The sequence below is a fragment of the Rouxiella badensis genome, from assembly GCF_026967515.2.
Classification (GTDB): Bacteria; Pseudomonadota; Gammaproteobacteria; order Enterobacterales; family Enterobacteriaceae; genus Rouxiella; species Rouxiella badensis.
The window spans coordinates 3,567,875-3,584,510 of record NZ_CP114062.1; the positions used below are offsets into that span (position 1 = coordinate 3,567,875).

Below are 16,636 nucleotides of genomic sequence, written 5' to 3' on the forward strand. Positions count from 1 at the left end.
ACGGCCTTCATGCTGAGGGCCGTTTTTTCAGGCTGCTTCGGCCTGTGCCTCTTCTTTCTTCTCCAGCTGGGTCTCGACCGCGAAAGGATCGATGCCGCGCCGCTGCATCCGATAGAAACGTACGATATTAAAACCGTTCATTATCAGGAAACTGCCCTCGATCAGCGTACCGCCAATCGATCCCAGCCAGACGTTATGCGCCACCCAGCCGCAGGTTGAGCACCACATGATACAGCGCGTTTTCATGCCGCTGGTGCGAAACAGCGCCCAGGTACTCACCACCGTGCCGATAACCGGCAGCAGCTCCATCAGGTGTTTGGCCTTGCCGAGGCCGAAGATAAGCGTGAGCGAGATGAAGACCAGCATCACCCACTGACTGCGGGTGCGTAGCGCTAGCTGAGTGCGGACGGCGTTGAGCAGCGCGGTGCTGCCTGCGGCATTGGCCCCCATCAGGATAAAATGCACGCCGATAATGGCGCTGTAGGCGGAAAGCTGTTGTTTAAAACGGCGATCGCTACGGTTGAAAAACATGGTAATACCCACGCAAAAAGCGAGTAAACCAACACCTTGAGCGAACCAGTAAAGCGACATAGTGCGACGTCCCCGTGATACCCGGAAAAAACCTTCTGTTTGTGTACCGATTGCGGGGGACGACAGGCAGAAAGCTGCGGCGTTTTTTAACAAAACGCCGCATTATGCTAGCCTTATTTAACAATTGTTACAATGTGACCCCGCTTTTAAAAATGGCTAATTCGCGAAAATCATTGAGCTCATTTTTACTCTGTTTGCCGTTGGCTATCTCTACGATCAACGAGACGAATTCGTCGAGCAACTGATCCATCGGCGTATCGTGGATCAAACGGCCCGCATCGAAATCAATCCAGTGCGGTTTCTTGTTGGCCAGCTCGCTGTTGGTCGCCAGTTTGATGGTCGGCACAAAGCCGCCATAAGGCGTACCACGACCGGTGCTGAACAACACCATATGGCAACCTGCTCCGGCCAGTGCGCTGGTCGCGACCGCGTCGTTACCCGGTGCGCTAAGCAGATTCAGCCCAGGCTGGCGAAGACGTTCGCCGTATTTCAGCACGTCCACCACCTGACTCTGACCGGCCTTTTGCGTACAGCCCAGCGATTTCTCTTCAAGCGTCGTTATTCCCCCCGCCTTGTTGCCCGGCGACGGGTTCTCGTAAATCGGCTGCTGATGAGCAATGAAGTACTTTTTAAAGTCGTTGACCATGCTGACGGTCTTCTCAAAAGTCGCCTCATCACGGCAGCGGCTCATCAAAATGCGCTCGGCACCAAACATCTCTGGCACTTCGGTTAATACTGAAGTCCCCCCGTTAGCTATCACGTAGTCGGAGAAACGACCGAGCAGCGGATTCGCAGTGATCCCAGACAGCCCGTCTGATCCGCCGCATTCCAGCCCGAACTTCAGCTCGCTGAGTTTCCCCAGCGTGCGTTTATCGACCAGCATCGCCTGATAGAGTTCGTGCAGACGTTCAACGCCCGCCTCGACTTCATCATCAAATTTCTGACACACCATAAAGCGTACGCGCTGTTCGTCGACCTCACCGAGGGTCTCACGGAACACGTCAACCTGATTGTTTTCACAGCCCAGACCAATCACCAGCACCGCACCGGCGTTAGGATGACGGACCATGTTTTGCAACATAACGCGCGTATTTTCATGATCTTGTCCCAACTGTGAGCAGCCGAACGGGTGAGTGAAAAGATGTACGCCATCGATCCCTTCCGCCTGCGCGGTTTCCTTAAGGAAACGTTGCTGGATCATACGGGCGATGCCGTTTACACAACCCACCGTTGGCACTATCCATAGCTCGTTGCGAATACCGACCAAGCCATTATCTCGGCGATAGATTGAGACCTCTCTGTCAGCCTTTTGCCCGGGAATCTGATTGAAGGCAGGCTGGTACTGATATTCATCCAGGCTATTGAGATTCGTCTTGGCATTCTGAGAATGAATATGCTCCCCGGCGGCTATTACGCTAAGCGCATGGCCAATCGGCAAACCGTACTTGATGATGTTCTCTCCGCTGTCGATGACCCGAAGAGCGAATTTGTGGCCACGCACTACCGGCTGAACCAGCTGAATCGCCTGACCGGCGACCTCAATCTGTTCCCCCTCGGCCAAATCACGCAGCGCAACGGCAACATTATCTGTGGAATGAATTTGAATCGTACTTTTCATAGACAACCTCTTAACCCTCTGCCGTAGCTGCTGCGCGCATTCCACGATGTTCTCTCGATATTCAGTACCGACGTGCGGGACTAATTCAGTTCGATGCCGAAATACTCTTTGGCATTGTCGAAACAGATATTTTTGACCATTTCGCCCAGTAGGTTGATGTCGTTCGGCGCTTCCCCCTCTGCAACCCAGCGACCGATCATCTGGCACAGGATGCGACGGAAATATTCATGACGCGTATAGGACAGGAAGCTGCGGCTGTCGGTCAGCATACCGACGAAGCGGCTCAGTAGACCCATGTTCGCCAGTTGCAACATCTGACGCTGCATGCCGTCCTTTTGATCGTTAAACCACCAGGCGGAGCCATACTGCATCTTGCCGCGTACGCCCTCGCCCTGGAAGTTGCCGGCCATAGTGGCAAGAACCTCGTTGTCGCGCGGGTTAAGCCCATAAAGAATGGTCTTCGGTAGGCCACCGTTTTTGCCCTGTGCGCCCAGCAAGCGGGACAGTGGCTCGGCCAGTGGCCTATCATTGATGGAATCAAAACCAACGTCAGGACCCAGAACTTCGAGCATTTTGGTGTTGTTATTGCGCAGCGCCCCGATGTGGTACTGCTGCGCCCATTCACGGCGGTGATATTCAGAACCCAGGAACAGCAGCACAGCGGTCTTGAATTGCGCACTTTCTTGTTGAGTCGGCAGCTTGCCGCTCAGGCGACGCGTCAGAATCCCGTCCAGCGTTGTCTCATCGGCTTCGGCATACACCACCACGTCAAGCGCGTGATCCGACACCTTACAACCGTGCGCCGCAAAGTGATCCAGGCGTTTTTTCAAGGCGTCACACAGGGTGCTAAAACGGGAAATTTCGGTATCAGAAACCTGCGACAGGCGCTGCAGATAGTCATTAAATCCAGGAGCATCGATGTTAAAGGCTTTATCAGGCCGCCAGCTCGGCAATACCTTGATTTTAAAAGAGGGGTCATCAGCAATGATCTTGTGGTGTTCCAGCGAATCAACAGGATCGTCGGTAGTGCCCGCCATTTTGACATTCATCTGCTGCATGATCCCACGCGCCGAGAAGCTGTCCTGCGCCAGTTGCTCTTGCGTTTTGTCCCAGATTTCATCCGCCGTCGCCGGTGAAAGCAGCTTGCCTGTGATACCAAAAGGACGACGTAACTCGAGATGAGTCCAGATATACAGAGGATTACCCAGGGTGTGAGGAACCGTAGCAGCCCAGGCGTCAAACTTTTGCCTGTCGGTTGCGTCGCCGGTACACAGAGATTCCGCCACGCCGTTAGCCCGCATCGCACGCCATTTATAGTGATCGCCCTTCAACCAGATGTCATACAGATTCTTGAAACGATAGTTCTGCGCGATTTGCTCAGGCGGCAGATGGCAATGGTAATCAAATATCGGTTGGTCTTTGGCGTATTCATGATACAGGCGACGGGCAACTTCAGTGTCCAGCAGGAAATCTTCCGGTAAAAACTGCGACATGTTGGCTTCCTCTTGTTCCATTGCGATCTGATAAAGACCTGATTGAGTCCTGAGTTCGATCTGAGTTATCACTGCGTTAAACAAAGTTATCACACCAATTTAAGATACAGTCCAGCGCTATTTATGGCCTTTGCTGGCGTGATAATTGCGAAACAGATCACAAAAATACCCATAAATCACTGATTTTGATATTTTTGTCACATAAATCATTCTGAGCGCTATTATCCACACTCTTTAAAAGTGATTTTGTGATGTCACTCAAATTTTAAATCTGTATGACAAGTTATCTTGATTTCGCCCTGTGAAGATCAAGTTGTGATCGTTTGCCACAACGTTCAGCGGTTCACGCGGCATGGTTGTCCCCTTGACGACGAGACCTGCAGACGTGCAATCCACAGCTTGCTTCTTTTATTGGAGAGATTTGAATGCGTAAGATCAAAGGGTTACGCTGGTACATGATCGCGCTCGTGACGGTTGGTACCATTCTGGGTTATCTGACACGCAACGCTATTGCCGTTGCGGCACCCACGTTACAAGATCAACTTCATGTCACCACACAACAGTATTCGTATATTATCGCCGCCTACTCCGCCTGCTACACCCTCATGCAACCCGTTGCCGGCTACGTGCTGGACATCATGGGCACCAAGGTCGGCTACGCGATGTTCGCCATTCTGTGGGCATTGTTCTGCGCCGCCACGGCGCTGGCCAGCAGTTGGGGCGGACTGGCTATCGCACGCGGCGCAGTAGGTATGGCAGAAGCGGCAATGATCCCCGCCGGTCTCAAAGCCAGCAGCGAATGGTTTCCCGCCAAGGAGCGTTCAATAGCCGTCGGCTATTTCAACGTCGGCTCTTCCATAGGCGGCATGATTGCGCCACCGCTGGTGGTGTGGGCGATTGTGATGCACAGCTGGCAGCTGGCGTTTATTATCACCGGCGCACTGAGCCTGATTTGGGCACTGTGCTGGCTGGTGTTCTACAAGCATCCGAAAGACCAGAAAAAGCTGAGTGAAGAAGAGCGTGAATACATTCTCGGCGGTCAGGAAACTCAGCATCACACGACCAATCAGAAAAAGATGTCAGTCCGGGAAATACTGCGCAACCGTCAATTCTGGGGCATCGCGCTGCCACGCTTTCTGGCAGAACCTGCGTGGGGGACTTTCAATGCCTGGATCCCGCTGTTTATGTTCAAGGTTTACGGCTTCAACCTGAAAGAGATTGCGATGTTTGCCTGGCTGCCCATGCTGTTCGCCGATCTTGGCTGCATTATCGGCGGATATTTGCCAACTTTGTTCCAAAAATACTTCAAGGTTAACCTGATAGTGTCCCGCAAACTGGTGGTCACCATGGGTGCGGTATTGATGATTGGCCCAGGCCTGATCGGTTTGTTCACCAGTCCCTACGTCGCTATCGCCCTGCTTTGCGTCGGCGGCTTTGCCCACCAGTCGTTGTCAGGCTCGCTTATCACACTCTCTTCAGACGTGTTTGGCCGCAATGAGGTGGCGACGGCAAACGGATTGACCGGCATGGCAGCGTGGACAGCCAGTACGCTGTTTGCGCTTGTGGTCGGTGCACTGGCCGACACCATTGGCTTCAGCCCGCTGTTCGCCGCCCTCTCGGTCTTCGACCTGCTGGGCGCTATCATCATCTGGACCGTACTGCAAAATCGCTCCGCCGTTAACCCGGTATCCGTACCGATGCACGCGGCAAAAGCCTGAGTTTTTTCTTAGCCCGTCTTAATCTCCTGAGTCTTCTATGAAGAGATGGCGTCAGGACGGGCATTCCCTTTCCCCGATGACGCAATTGCTCGTATACTGGTATAACAAGTGGTCACAACCTCTCCTTATTCTTATTTTGCTAACCAAAGAGCCTTAACCATGGAACCGACCGAATCCAGACGTCTTTACCAACAGCTTGCTGCCACGCTAAAAGACCGCGTGGAGAAAGGCGTCTATCCCGTGGGCGAGAAACTTCCCGCCGAGCGCCTGATCTCCGAAGAGATGAGCGTCAGCCGTACCGTAGTGCGCGAGGCGATCATCATGCTGGAAGTGGAAGGCTACGTTGAGGTTCGTAAGGGGTCAGGCATACACGTGATGTCGAACCAGCAACGAAATCTGGTGGTGACCGACTCGGAAGGCGAGTTTGCGTCGGCGGGCCCGTTCGAACTGCTTCAGGCGCGTCAGCTCATCGAAAGCAATATTGCCGAGTTCGCGGCAACGCAGGTGACCAAACAGGACATCATACGCCTGATGGATATTCAGGAGCAGGCGCGTCAGGAAGACCGTTTCCGCGATTCACAATGGGACCTGCAGTTTCACATTCAGGTTGCGCAATCCACGCAGAACAGTGCGTTAGCAAGCATTGTTGAGAAGATGTGGAGCCAGCGTCTGCACAACCCCTATTGGCGCAAGCTGCACGAGCATATTGATGAAAAATCGATTGAAAGCTGGTGTGAGGATCACGACCTTATTCTGAAGGCGCTCATCCGCCGCGATCCCAATGCTGCCAAACTGGCAATGTGGCAACATCTCGAAAATACCAAGCAAATGCTGTTTCGCGCCACCAGCGACGATTTCGAATTCAACGTCGACCGCTATCTTTACACCGAGAACCCGGTTGTGCATCTCGACTCTACGGTACTCGGTCAGAAAAAAGCCTAAACGGCACTCTCCCGCAACAAGTATTTCACTTTCCATTTTGTTAGCGGCGGCTTTCTGAAAGCCGCCTGCTGTCTACTTCGCGGCCCTCAGGCTGTCAAACTTCGTGCAGTAATGTCAGCCTGTGTAAAAACCCCCTCAAAAGTTAAACCAAAGCCCACTATTCGCCAGAATTGCCTGTTTCGATGATTGATACTTTGTTACAGTTAGACCAGTTTTCTTACGGCCTTTTGGCGAAAGCAACATTCTTGAATCGCGGGCATTCTTGGATCCCGGGCTTAGTGCATTACGGAGTTTCTTAGCCACATGGAAATTATCAGCTCACTCATGCATGCCCTTTGGCAGCAAGATTACGAGACATTGGCCAACCCCTCGCTGGTTTGGACTTTGTATATCGTGCTGTTCACGATTATTTTCCTTGAGAATGGCCTGCTGCCAGCGGCTTTCCTGCCGGGCGACAGCCTGCTGATTCTGGTTGGCGTACTGATTGCCAAAGGCGCGATGAGTTTTCCACTGACGCTCGTCCTGCTGACCACGGCGGCCAGTCTGGGCTGCTGGTTGAGTTACATTCAGGGCCGATGGCTCGGCAACTCCCGCGTCGTGCAGGGGTGGCTAGCGCATCTGCCCGTACAGTATCACGAACGCGCGCATCAGCTGTTTCATCGCCACGGACTGTCGGCGCTGCTGGTCGGGCGTTTTTTAGCCTTCGTTCGCACACTGTTGCCGACCATTGCCGGATTATCCGGCCTCAGTAACGCACGTTTTCAGTTTTTTAACTGGATCAGCGCCTTCCTGTGGATAGCGATTCTGACCAGTCTTGGCTATGCCATCGGCAAAACGCCGCTGTTTAGGAAGTATGAAGACCAACTAATGCTCTGCCTGATGCTGCTCCCGCTGCTGTTACTGGTCGTCGGTCTCTTAGGCTCGGTGGTGGTGTTATGGAAAAAGAAAAAGGCCAATCGCGTGGCTAAAGGCAAAAATGCATGAACTCGCAGCGCCTGACAGGATTTTACGCATGTTGAAATTCGCGTTCTCAAAAGGCTATATCCTCTGGCCACTGACATTTTTGGTTCTGCTGATGCTGACAACGGTCGGTGTTATTGCGTTTCCTAAAACTCCAGAAAACAGCGACGCGCTGAAAATCAGCCCTGCTCATACCGGTGAAGACTTACCCGATGGCTTTACGCTGTATCAGGGACTGAGCCAACGCGGCGTGGAGATCGAAAGTATCACGCCTGCCAACGGCAGCCTGGTTGTGAAGCTTCACTCATCCATACAGCAGCATTTGGCGCAGGAAACCCTGAAGTCGATTCTGCCCTCTGGCTATAAAATTCAACCTTACAGCCATGAACCTTCCCATGAGTGGGCCAATAAATTTAACCGTGACCAGTCCCATTTCGGTTAATCAATTTCCCTATAATTTCTCACTTCTTTCTGTTTAAGAGTTCGCTTAATAGCCAATTCGCCTCCCCCTCACTATAGTTACCTTACAAAATCGTTTTTACCGTTCGGCCCGGCGTATGGGCGTTACCAAAACGACTGCCTCTGGCCTGCAAGGATTTTTACTAATAAGGATAAGACATGATGAAAACCACTTTAGCGACGCTTTTGGCCTTACCGGCGATCGCGCTGGCCACTTCAGCCTATGCGTCAACGCCCCCACAAACCTGTGCGACTAAACAGCAAGAAATAAAACAGCAGCTGGAATACGCCCATCAGCACAACAACAAAGAGCAGATCGCGGGGTTGCAAAAAGCGTTGACTGAAAGCCAGGAGCACTGCACGGAATCCGGTTTGCAGGCAGATAAACAACAAAAAATCGCCGAAAAACAGGAAAAAGTTAACGAAAGAACGCGAGAGTTGAAAAAAGCGCAGGCCACTGGCGACAAAGACAAAATTGCTAAACAGCAGAAGAAGCTAGATGAATCTCTGCACGAACTCAATGAGGTTTCGACACGTTAATCGTTCTATATTAACCGATTACCCAGAGAAATCGCATTTGCACTGCCGTTAAAATCCGCTATGTTTAATATTCTTATCATAAAGTTATGGAGTGACGAATTATGGCTAGTAACTCAACGTCCGACAATCTGCGTGCTGAACTGAAATCATTGGCAGATACGCTTGAAGAAGTGCTCCAAAGCTCTACAGATAAGCCAAAAGCCGAGCTAGACAAACTGCGCAGCAAAGCAGAAGGCTTACTGAAAGATACACGTTCACGTCTGGGTGATACCGGCGAAAAACTTTCCAGTCAAACGAAAGAGATTGCAGGCAAAGCTGACGATTACGTTCACGACAAACCGTGGACCGGCATTGGCATTGGCGCAGCAGTCGGCCTTGTCATTGGCGTTCTTATAGCTCGCCGTTAATTATGGCTGAGACTCCAAAAACGCCACCACAGGGTCCGGGAAGGGGCATACTCGACAGCGCTCAGCGCATCGTGACGATTTTAGTCGGGATGGTTGAAACGCGATTGAGGCTGGTCGTTGTAGAACTTGAGGAAGAGAAAGCCAATCTTTTTCAGCTGCTGCTAATGGCCTGCATTACCCTGATTTTCACCGCATTTGGCTTGATGAGCCTGCTGGTTGTTTTATTCTGGGCGATTGATCCGGCCTATCGACTCATGGCAATGGGCACCACCACGGCAGTCCTGCTGCTGCTGGCGATTATTCTGGGCATTTGGACTATCAGTAAAGCTCGCCGTTCAACCTTGCTCAGCGCGTCTCGCAGACAGCTCAAGATTGACCGTGCCTTACTGGAGAAGGAAGACCTCGAATGAGCAAACCCTCGCCGGTAATCGAAAAAGCCAGATTGCTACGCAAGATCGAGCGCGAACGCGCCGATCTTGCGGTCGCCAAAGAAGAATGGCTGATAGCAACCACCAAGCTCGATCAAGTTTGGGTGAAAGTTGTCGATGCGCGTAAGTATCTGGTCGTCGCTTCTAGCGCGTTGGCCATTTACAGTATCCGACACCCTAGTCGCCTTATCCGCTGGTCAAAAAGAGCCTTTAGCCTATGGGGAACGGTGCGTCTGTTCCAAAAAACCTTCTCCAAAAACTGATTCCTACGCTCTTTTTCACCTCATCTCTTTCCGAATCATCAATTATTCTCACAAAACGCAATTTCTTCTCTGGGCAGATTGGCCAACGGGCTAACTGCCCGAAACTATTTCATTTAGTTATTAAATATTTACCTGTGCCGCTTTATGCCCGCCAAAAATCATTAGCAAACTAATTCAGTTTATTTGATGACTAAAGACAGTTTTACTTGCTAACAAAGTGAATTATTCCCCCTTATTATCAACTCCATCAACACAGACAAGGCTGAACAAGGGATACAAACCGGTTGAGCCTTAAAAAAAACCTAATATTAAAGCCAAATTTTTTGGTGTTAATCGGAGTCAATGATAATGAACAAAGTACAAAACGCTTCACTGGTGGTCACCCGTATCCTGATGCCAATCCTGTTTATCGTTGCAGGCTGGGGAAAAATGCACGCTTACTCTGCCACTGCGGCCTACATGGCTTCAGCAGGCGTGCCGAGCTTCTTCCTGCCGCTGACCATCCTGCTCGAGTTTGGGGGGGGTCTGGCGATTCTGTTTGGCTTCTTTACCCGTACCACCGCGCTTATTACGGCTATCTTCACGATTCTGACGGCGCTGCTGTTCCACGTGGACTTCTCGGTTCCTGTTAATCAGATGATGTTCATGAAAAACCTGAGCATCGCAGGCGGCTTCCTGGTGCTGTTTGCTTCAGGTCCAGGCGCTTACAGCATTGACCGCCTGCTGAAAAAGAACTGGTAAGCTCCGCACGGCCTAAAGCCGGTGAAGAAAATGACAGGCTATACTTGAGTCAGTGAATCATCGGCAGGCATTATCTCGGGCGAGGTGAATTTTCACCTCGCCTTTATTAGATTTTATTTTCGCTTTTTATCAAAGTGATAGCCCGACGGCTTCGGGACCAAGAGGAGAGTCACCATGGGACAACTGGTCGAAGGTAAATGGCAGGACGTCTGGTACGATACCAAATCAACCGGCGGGCACTTTAAACGCTCGACGTCGCAGTTTCGTCACTGGATAACGCCTGACGGCGAACCTGGCCCACACGGCGTGGGAGGATTTACTGCCGAAAAAGACCGTTATCATCTCTATGTCTCGCTGGCTTGCCCCTGGGCACATCGCACGCTTATCATGCGTTCGCTGAAAGGCCTCGAACATCTCATTCCTGTTTCGGTGGTACATCCTTTAATGCTCGAAAACGGTTGGACCTTTGCCACCGATTTCCCGGCAGCGACAGGCGACTCGCTCTACCACCTCAACTATGCCTACGAGATTTACCTGCGCGCGCAAAACGATTACACCGGCCGCGTCACGGTGCCTATCCTGTGGGATAAGAAGCTGCAAACCATCGTTAGCAACGAATCAGCCGATATCATGCGTATGTTCAACAGCGCTTTTGATGCTGTGGGCGCGCGTGCAGGCGATTATTACCCACCGTCGCTGCGATCGGCGATTGATGAGGTCAATGAGTGGATCTATCCGCAGATCAACAATGGCGTTTACAAGGCAGGATTTGCGACCGGTCAGGAGGCCTATGACGACGCAGTGGACGGCGTATTTGCCGCGCTGGAACGTGCTGAGACCCTTCTCGAGAAGCAGCGTTATCTCACCGGCAATCAGCTGACCGAGGCCGACTTGCGCCTGTGGACCACGCTGGTGCGCTTTGACCCGGTGTATGTCACGCACTTCAAGTGCGACAGATACCGTATCAGCGACTACCCGAACCTGTACGGATTCCTGCGTGATATCTATCAGATGCAGGGCATTGCCGAGACGGTGGACTTCGCGCACATCCGCAATCACTACTACCGCAGCCACGCAACGATTAACCCCTACGGCATTATTTCTACGGGACCGGCGCAGGATTTAGACGCAGCCCACGGGCGCGATGTGCGGTTTGGTTAACCCGTTTCCCCCACGGCACTGTGGGGGGAAACGTTTATCGGGTGGCAAGTAGTTTAGGGATTTCTCTTAAGAACCAAGCCTTTGCCTCGCCCATGCTGTCGCGACGCCAGGCCATGATGATGTCCGCTTCGCGATTGTATTCTGCACTCACAACCCGCAAACGCCCCTCGGCAATATCCTGTTCCACCATCGGGTAAGGCATCGTCGCCACGCCGAGCCCGGCGAGCAGCGCCAGACGTTTTTCCTGCAGGCTGCTGACGGTCAAACGCTGTTGTTTATCAAGAAGTTGTACGGTAAGGACCGGGCGTTCTCGCGCCGTATCCGCAACCGCAATGCCGCGATATTTCACCCGGCTTACCTCGGAAAGCGGTTCCGCCTCGAGATGAATAGGATGGTCCGGGGCCGCGACGTAAACGCTCATCAGCTTATAAAGTTTGCGGCTGTTGATTTCAGACGAGGAGCGGAAGTGCATATCCGGTGCGATAACGATATCAGCACGGCCGTTTTCTAGCCTTTCCCATGCGCCCGCCAGCACTTCGGTGATAAGCGAGACCTGCGTATTGGCCTTGAGGGCCAGTTTCTCAATCAGCGGAAAAAGTTGAGCCGCGGGGGCCAGTGCCTCACACACGATGGTGATATGGGTCTCCCAACCGCGCGCCAACGCCTCGGCGTCAACGGTCAGTTTGTCTGCGGCTTCAAGCAATACGCGACCGCGCTCAAGCAGCATTCGGCCGACGTTGGTGAATTTTGTGCGATGCCCTGAACGGTCAAACAGCACGACATCCAACTCTTCCTCGAGCTTTTGCATGGTATAACTCAACGCAGAGGGTACGCGTCCGAGCTCATCTGCCGCCGCGGCAAAGCTTCCTCGACGGTCAATTGCATCCATAACTCTCAATGCTTCAAGAGTTAACGCTCGATCCTTAGCCATTATTTTTCTCTGTCAGGAAATTTGAATATAGCGACCAGATTAACTGGCTAACAATCATGCGTCCAGACGCTTACCATTTATCTATCGATTTATTTAACTGAGCCACCGGCCATGATTAAGAGCAGAACAGCACAAGAGTGCGGAAAAGCCGACTTTGGTTGGCTTCAGGCACGTTATACCTTTTCCTTTGGGCACTATTTTGATCCCAAACTGATGGGCTACGCGTCTCTTCGTGTCCTGAATCAGGAGATCCTCGCACCGGGTGCCAGCTTTCAGCCGCGCACTTATCCACGCGTGGACGTACTGAATCTGGTATTGCAGGGTGAGGCGGAGTATCGCGACAGCGAAGGCAACAGCGTGCGCGTCAGCGTCGGTGAGGCGGCGCTGTTATCGACTCAGCCGAACGTCAGCTACAGCGAGCATAACCTGAGTGCAAACAAGCCGCTCACGCGGATGCAACTCTGGCTGGACGCCTGCCCGGAGCATGAAAATCCGCTGATTCAGAAAATCGCAGTGGGCAATCAACGCCATCTGCTGCTGGCTTCACCGACCGGCGATGACAACAGCCTGCAATTGCGTCAGCAGGTATGGATACATCATCTCAATCTGAAAGCCGGTGAAAAGCAGGAATTTACGCTTCACGGACCGCGCGCGTACCTGCAATCGATTCATGGTCAGGCCGATGCGCTGGGTGGCAACAGCGATACCAGGCAGAGTCTGGTCTGTGGCGACGGTGCCTTTATTCATCAGGAACAGACACTCACTATCATCGCACGTACCCCGCTTCAGGCCTTGCTGATTGACCTGCCGGTGTAGGCGGCGATCCTAAAAAGCAAAACCCCGCGCCATGCCGGATGAATATCCTTTATGACGCGGGGTCTTATTCGATGAGTGGAGTTGACCGTTAAGCCGGGTTCTGTCGTGGACAGTCATTCATCTAGGCCAGCAATCGCTCACTGGCTCAAGCAGCCTACCCGGGTTCAGTACGGGCCGTACCATGTGAACCCCTATTTGGCCTTGCTCCGGGTGGAGTTTACCGTGCCACGGACTGTTGCCAGCCGCGCGGTGCGCTCTTACCGCACCCTTTCACCCTTACCTGATCCCACTTGCGCGGGCCATCGGCGGTTTGCTCTCTGTTGCACTTGTCGTAGGCTTGCGCCTCCCAGGCGTTACCTGGCACCCTGCCCTATGGAGCCCGGACTTTCCTCCCCTTCATCTGTCTCCCCCGAAAGGGACGGCAACGAAGCGGCGACTGTCTGGTCAACTCCGGCGCGGATTATAGGGGGTTCGCGCGCCGATGTATAGGGCCGATGTCGCGATAGGCCCACCTATCGTTCAAACCTTACTCTTCTTCGGCCTCATCCGCACCCTGTAGGTCAAGCGCGTAGCGATACAGTGCATTCTTTTTCACGCCGTGAATTTCTGCCGCCAGTGCAGCAGCCTTCTTCAACGGCAGCTCCTTTTGCAGCAGCGCCAGGGTACGTAAAGCTTCGGCGGGCAACGCCTCTGCGTCTGGAGTATGGCCTTCAACGATTAACACCATTTCGCCACGCTTGCGGACTTCGTCTTCCTGCACCCAGGCCAGCAGTTCGCCCACCGGCGCACCGTAAATCGACTCCCAGGTCTTGGTTATCTCGCGAGCCAGTACCACGTAGCGCTGAGGTCCCCAGACGGTGACCATATCCTGCAAGCTTTCGAGCAGGCGGTGGGTCGATTCGTAGAAAATCAGGGTACGTGGCTCTTCAATCAGTGCCTGAAGCGTGTCTTTACGCGACTTGGTTTTGGCCGGCAGAAAACCCTCGTAACAAAAACGGTCCGATGGCAAACCGGCCGCACTCAGCGCGGCAATTGCCGCACAGGCGCCAGGCAGAGGCACAACGCGAATACCGGCCTCGCGGCAGCGGCGCACCAGATGATAGCCTGGGTCATTAATGAGCGGCGTACCTGCGTCGGAGACCAACGCAATGCTTTGACCTTCCTGTAGTTTTGCAATCAGATGGTCGGCTTTTTGCTGCTCGTTGTGGTCGTGCAGAGGATACATTTTTGCGCTGATAGCGAAGTGCTGGAGCAGCAATCCGGTGTGTCTGGTGTCCTCAGCGGCAATCAAATCCACACTGCTCAGCACGGCTAAAGCACGCTGCGTGATGTCTCCCAAATTGCCGATTGGAGTCGGTACCACATACAGCGTTGATGCAGAAATATCTGCTTGATCGTGTTGATTCATTGTTTCATCCGGATTGCCGATTTAATATTGAGCATCTTGAAAAAAACATCACTGGAAACAGCATGCCTTCCTCAACTACTTTTCGTACCCGCTCGGGGCGTTTGATCCCTGCCATTATTGTGGCGATGTTACTTGCCAGCTGCGCGAGCCAGGCACCACAGACGCCGACTGAAAGCGTGCAGGATGCCGGTACCGGCAGCGCCGATTATTATCTGAAACAGGCACAGCAGAGCAGTGATGATAACAAGGCTAACTGGCAATTACTTGCGATTCGTGCCCTGTTGCGCGAAAGCCGCGTGCCGGAAGCCGCCAGCCAACTGGCAAATCTGCCGCAGCAGAGCCTGAATGCCAGCCAACTGCGTGAACAGCAGTTGCTCGGCGCAGAGCTGCTGGTGGCGCAGAAAAACTATCAGGCTGCCAGTAGCGCACTGGGCAAAATCGACGTCGAGGGTTTATCCAATGACCAGAAGTCTCGCTACTATCAGGCGCTGATTACCGCCAGTCAGGGCCACGCCAGCCTGCCGCTCATCCGTGCCTATATTGCACAGGAGCCATTGTTGCAGGGCAAGGCGCATCAAAACAATATCGACGCCACCTGGCTGTCGCTCACCCAGCTTTCAACCCAGGACGTCAACGGTGTCGTGATCAACGCCAACGAAAATGTGCTGCAGGGCTGGCTCGACCTGCTCAACCAATGGCAGACCAACAAACAAGATCCCGCCTTGCTGAAAGCCGGCATCCAGGACTGGCAGAAACGCTACCCGTACAACCCGGCCGCCAAAACGCTGCCGACGGCGCTGAACAACGTCGTCAACTTCAAGCCAGGCTCAACTGAAAAAATCGCCCTGCTGCTGCCGCTGAGTGGCCCGGCACAGGTTTACGGCAACGCGATTGAGCAGGGCTTTAATGCTGCGGTTAACGGCCAGGCGAACCCACCCGCTCCTTCTCAACCCGCTCAGCCTGCCGCCACACCGGCACCCGCGGCTGCGCCAGCGACCGACCCCAATGCCGCCGTCAGCACCTCGTCTCCTGACGTCACCGCCGCACAGGGCACACCAACCGCCGCCCCTGCTGTACCCGCTCCGGCAGCGATACCTGCACCGGCAGCTGCGGTCGTCTCACCGCCAAACACCAACGTTCAGGTGAAGGTGTACGACACCAGCAGCCAACCGCTTCCTGCCCTGCTTGCGCAGGCCAAGCAGGACGGCGCAACGCTGGTGGTGGGTCCACTGCTGAAAGATCAGGTGACTTCGCTGAATTCTTCACAAACTACGCTGAACGTGCTGGCACTAAATCAGCCGGAGAATGCGCCGAACAGCCCGAACATCTGCTATTTTGCGCTTTCACCGGAAGATGAAGCCCGCGACGCGGCGCGACATATCTTTGCCCAGCACAAGCAAACGCCGCTGCTGATGGTACCTGGCGGTGATTTTGGCGATCGTATCGCGCAGGCCTTTGCCGATGAATGGCAAAAGCAAGGCGGTCAAACCGTGCTGAAGCAGACCATTGGTTCCTATGCCGACCTCAAGCAGCAGGTGAGCCGCGGCGGCGGTCTGCGTCTGAGCGGTACCCCGGTCACGTTGGCGAGCAGCACCCCGGCTCCGTCTGAAGGCGTCACCATCGGCGGCATTACCATTCCGTCACCGCCAACCGATGCACAGGTCACTGCGGGCTCTTCGGATACCTCAGGCAGCGTCGATGCGATTTACATCGTCGCGTCGCAGGATCAGCTGACGCTTATCAAGCCGATGATTGATTTGTCTATCAATACGCGCGTGAAACCGTCACTCTATGCCAGCTCACGCAGCTATCAGGCGGGTGCGGGTCCGGATTACCGTCTCGAGATGGAAGGTATGCAGTTCAGCGATATCCCGCTGCTGGCAGGTTCCAACCCAGGGTTGATGCAGCAGGCGACCAGCAAGTTTAATAACGACTACTCTCTGGTACGCCTCTACGCGATGGGCGTTGACGCCTTCAATCTGGCGAATCACTTTACCCAAATCCGTCAATCGCCTGGCTTCCAGCTCTCCGGCACCACCGGGAATCTGTCTGCCAACAGCAATTGTGTGATACATCGCCAGCTACCTTGGTTACAATACCGTCAGGGCACCTTAGTTCCTGTATCATGATATTTCTCTAGCGGAGAAGTATTTGAAGTAC

17 protein-coding genes and 1 other RNA gene are annotated in these 16,636 nt (G+C 53.5%); 12 read left to right on the forward strand and 6 right to left on the reverse strand.

The window, feature by feature from the left end; translation table 11 throughout:
* Window positions 1–27 precede the first annotated feature (27 nt).
* The 3 genes from O1V65_RS16395 to uxaC all read right to left on the reverse strand — a co-directional run bounded on the left by O1V65_RS16395 (window position 28) and on the right by uxaC (window position 3,702).
* Window positions 28–591: a YgjV family protein gene (locus tag O1V65_RS16395; protein ID WP_017491692.1), complete on the reverse strand. Its 564-nt coding sequence runs from the start codon at window positions 589–591 to the stop codon at window positions 28–30.
* 127 nt (window positions 592–718) lie between these two features.
* The gene (locus O1V65_RS16400; RefSeq protein ID WP_269129887.1) at window positions 719–2,209 is read right to left on the reverse strand and encodes a UxaA family hydrolase; all 1,491 of its coding nucleotides are present in this window, start codon (window positions 2,207–2,209) and stop codon (window positions 719–721) included.
* A gap of 80 nt (window positions 2,210–2,289) precedes the next feature.
* Entirely contained in the window at window positions 2,290–3,702 is a 1,413-nt protein-coding gene (gene uxaC / locus O1V65_RS16405; protein ID WP_017491690.1) for a glucuronate isomerase, read from the reverse strand.
* Window positions 3,703–4,127: 425 nt separating this feature from the next.
* Between uxaC and O1V65_RS16410 the strand changes: the two genes are divergently transcribed.
* The 10 genes from O1V65_RS16410 (at window position 4,128) to O1V65_RS16455 (ending at window position 11,321) form a co-directional block, all read left to right on the forward strand.
* Window positions 4,128–5,420 (forward strand): MFS transporter, encoded by a 1,293-nt coding sequence (locus tag O1V65_RS16410; RefSeq protein ID WP_017491689.1) that lies wholly within the window; start codon window positions 4,128–4,130, stop codon window positions 5,418–5,420.
* Between the two features lie 159 nt (window positions 5,421–5,579).
* Entirely contained in the window at window positions 5,580–6,362 is a 783-nt protein-coding gene (gene exuR / locus O1V65_RS16415) for a transcriptional regulator ExuR (RefSeq protein ID WP_192504350.1), read from the forward strand.
* A gap of 303 nt (window positions 6,363–6,665) precedes the next feature.
* Window positions 6,666–7,346 (forward strand): DedA family protein, encoded by a 681-nt coding sequence (locus O1V65_RS16420; RefSeq protein ID WP_017491687.1) that lies wholly within the window; start codon window positions 6,666–6,668, stop codon window positions 7,344–7,346.
* Between the two features lie 28 nt (window positions 7,347–7,374).
* Entirely contained in the window at window positions 7,375–7,764 is a 390-nt protein-coding gene (mzrA, locus tag O1V65_RS16425; protein ID WP_017491686.1) for an EnvZ/OmpR regulon moderator MzrA, read from the forward strand.
* A 179-nt stretch (window positions 7,765–7,943) separates the two neighbouring features.
* Window positions 7,944–8,321 (forward strand): DUF1090 domain-containing protein, encoded by a 378-nt coding sequence (locus O1V65_RS16430; protein ID WP_026110502.1) that lies wholly within the window; start codon window positions 7,944–7,946, stop codon window positions 8,319–8,321.
* Between the two features lie 101 nt (window positions 8,322–8,422).
* A complete protein-coding gene (locus tag O1V65_RS16435; RefSeq protein ID WP_269129888.1) occupies window positions 8,423–8,728 on the forward strand; it encodes an ElaB/YgaM/YqjD family protein in 306 nt (101 codons plus the stop codon).
* Between the two features lie 2 nt (window positions 8,729–8,730).
* Entirely contained in the window at window positions 8,731–9,138 is a 408-nt protein-coding gene (locus O1V65_RS16440) for a phage holin family protein (protein ID WP_026110501.1), read from the forward strand.
* A complete protein-coding gene (locus O1V65_RS16445; RefSeq protein WP_017491682.1) occupies window positions 9,135–9,419 on the forward strand; it encodes a YqjK-like family protein in 285 nt (94 codons plus the stop codon). The genes O1V65_RS16440 and O1V65_RS16445 overlap by 4 nt, the downstream gene beginning before the upstream one ends.
* Window positions 9,420–9,767: 348 nt before the next feature.
* Window positions 9,768–10,160: a DoxX family protein gene (locus tag O1V65_RS16450; RefSeq protein ID WP_192504349.1), complete on the forward strand. Its 393-nt coding sequence runs from the start codon at window positions 9,768–9,770 to the stop codon at window positions 10,158–10,160.
* Between the two features lie 174 nt (window positions 10,161–10,334).
* The gene (locus tag O1V65_RS16455; RefSeq protein WP_269129889.1) at window positions 10,335–11,321 is read left to right on the forward strand and encodes a glutathione S-transferase family protein; all 987 of its coding nucleotides are present in this window, start codon (window positions 10,335–10,337) and stop codon (window positions 11,319–11,321) included.
* A gap of 34 nt (window positions 11,322–11,355) precedes the next feature.
* On the opposite strand, the gene O1V65_RS16460 is transcribed toward O1V65_RS16455, so the two are convergent.
* Entirely contained in the window at window positions 11,356–12,252 is an 897-nt protein-coding gene (locus O1V65_RS16460) for a LysR family transcriptional regulator (protein WP_026110500.1), read from the reverse strand.
* A 111-nt stretch (window positions 12,253–12,363) separates the two neighbouring features.
* Here O1V65_RS16460 and O1V65_RS16465 point away from each other — a divergent pair, with 111 nt between their 5' ends.
* Entirely contained in the window at window positions 12,364–13,068 is a 705-nt protein-coding gene (locus O1V65_RS16465) for a pirin family protein (protein ID WP_017491679.1), read from the forward strand.
* Window positions 13,069–13,141: 73 nt separating this feature from the next.
* Here the strand turns inward: O1V65_RS16465 and rnpB are convergent.
* Together rnpB and rsmI are read right to left on the reverse strand one after the other, a co-directional pair.
* Window positions 13,142–13,520: RNase P RNA component class A (rnpB, locus tag O1V65_RS16470), an RNA gene on the reverse strand.
* 74 nt (window positions 13,521–13,594) lie between these two features.
* Window positions 13,595–14,476 (reverse strand): 16S rRNA (cytidine(1402)-2'-O)-methyltransferase, encoded by an 882-nt coding sequence (gene rsmI / locus O1V65_RS16475; protein WP_017491678.1) that lies wholly within the window; start codon window positions 14,474–14,476, stop codon window positions 13,595–13,597.
* Between the two features lie 62 nt (window positions 14,477–14,538).
* Here rsmI and O1V65_RS16480 point away from each other — a divergent pair, with 62 nt between their 5' ends.
* Window positions 14,539–16,605, forward strand: a complete 2,067-nt coding sequence (locus tag O1V65_RS16480; protein WP_084911802.1) for a penicillin-binding protein activator — start codon at window positions 14,539–14,541, stop codon at window positions 16,603–16,605.
* Window positions 16,606–16,636: the final 31 nt, after the last annotated feature.

Coding starts and splice junctions, on each gene's coding strand:
- O1V65_RS16480 (WP_084911802.1), top strand. CDS start 14,539: ATGCCTTCCTCAACTACTTTTCGTACCCGCTCGGGGCGTTTGATCCCT.
- O1V65_RS16455 (WP_269129889.1), top strand. CDS start 10,335: ATGGGACAACTGGTCGAAGGTAAATGGCAGGACGTCTGGTACGATACC.
- O1V65_RS16440 (WP_026110501.1), top strand. CDS start 8,731: ATGGCTGAGACTCCAAAAACGCCACCACAGGGTCCGGGAAGGGGCATA.
- mzrA (WP_017491686.1), top strand. CDS start 7,375: ATGTTGAAATTCGCGTTCTCAAAAGGCTATATCCTCTGGCCACTGACA.
- O1V65_RS16420 (WP_017491687.1), top strand. CDS start 6,666: ATGGAAATTATCAGCTCACTCATGCATGCCCTTTGGCAGCAAGATTAC.
- O1V65_RS16430 (WP_026110502.1), top strand. CDS start 7,944: ATGAAAACCACTTTAGCGACGCTTTTGGCCTTACCGGCGATCGCGCTG.
- O1V65_RS16400 (WP_269129887.1), bottom strand. CDS start 2,209: ATGAAAAGTACGATTCAAATTCATTCCACAGATAATGTTGCCGTTGCG.
- O1V65_RS16410 (WP_017491689.1), top strand. CDS start 4,128: ATGCGTAAGATCAAAGGGTTACGCTGGTACATGATCGCGCTCGTGACG.
- uxaC (WP_017491690.1), bottom strand. CDS start 3,702: ATGTCGCAGTTTTTACCGGAAGATTTCCTGCTGGACACTGAAGTTGCC.
- O1V65_RS16450 (WP_192504349.1), top strand. CDS start 9,768: ATGAACAAAGTACAAAACGCTTCACTGGTGGTCACCCGTATCCTGATG.
- rsmI (WP_017491678.1), bottom strand. CDS start 14,476: ATGAATCAACACGATCAAGCAGATATTTCTGCATCAACGCTGTATGTG.
- O1V65_RS16465 (WP_017491679.1), top strand. CDS start 12,364: ATGATTAAGAGCAGAACAGCACAAGAGTGCGGAAAAGCCGACTTTGGT.
- exuR (WP_192504350.1), top strand. CDS start 5,580: ATGGAACCGACCGAATCCAGACGTCTTTACCAACAGCTTGCTGCCACG.
- O1V65_RS16395 (WP_017491692.1), bottom strand. CDS start 591: ATGTCGCTTTACTGGTTCGCTCAAGGTGTTGGTTTACTCGCTTTTTGC.
- O1V65_RS16445 (WP_017491682.1), top strand. CDS start 9,135: ATGAGCAAACCCTCGCCGGTAATCGAAAAAGCCAGATTGCTACGCAAG.
- O1V65_RS16460 (WP_026110500.1), bottom strand. CDS start 12,252: ATGGCTAAGGATCGAGCGTTAACTCTTGAAGCATTGAGAGTTATGGAT.
- O1V65_RS16435 (WP_269129888.1), top strand. CDS start 8,423: ATGGCTAGTAACTCAACGTCCGACAATCTGCGTGCTGAACTGAAATCA.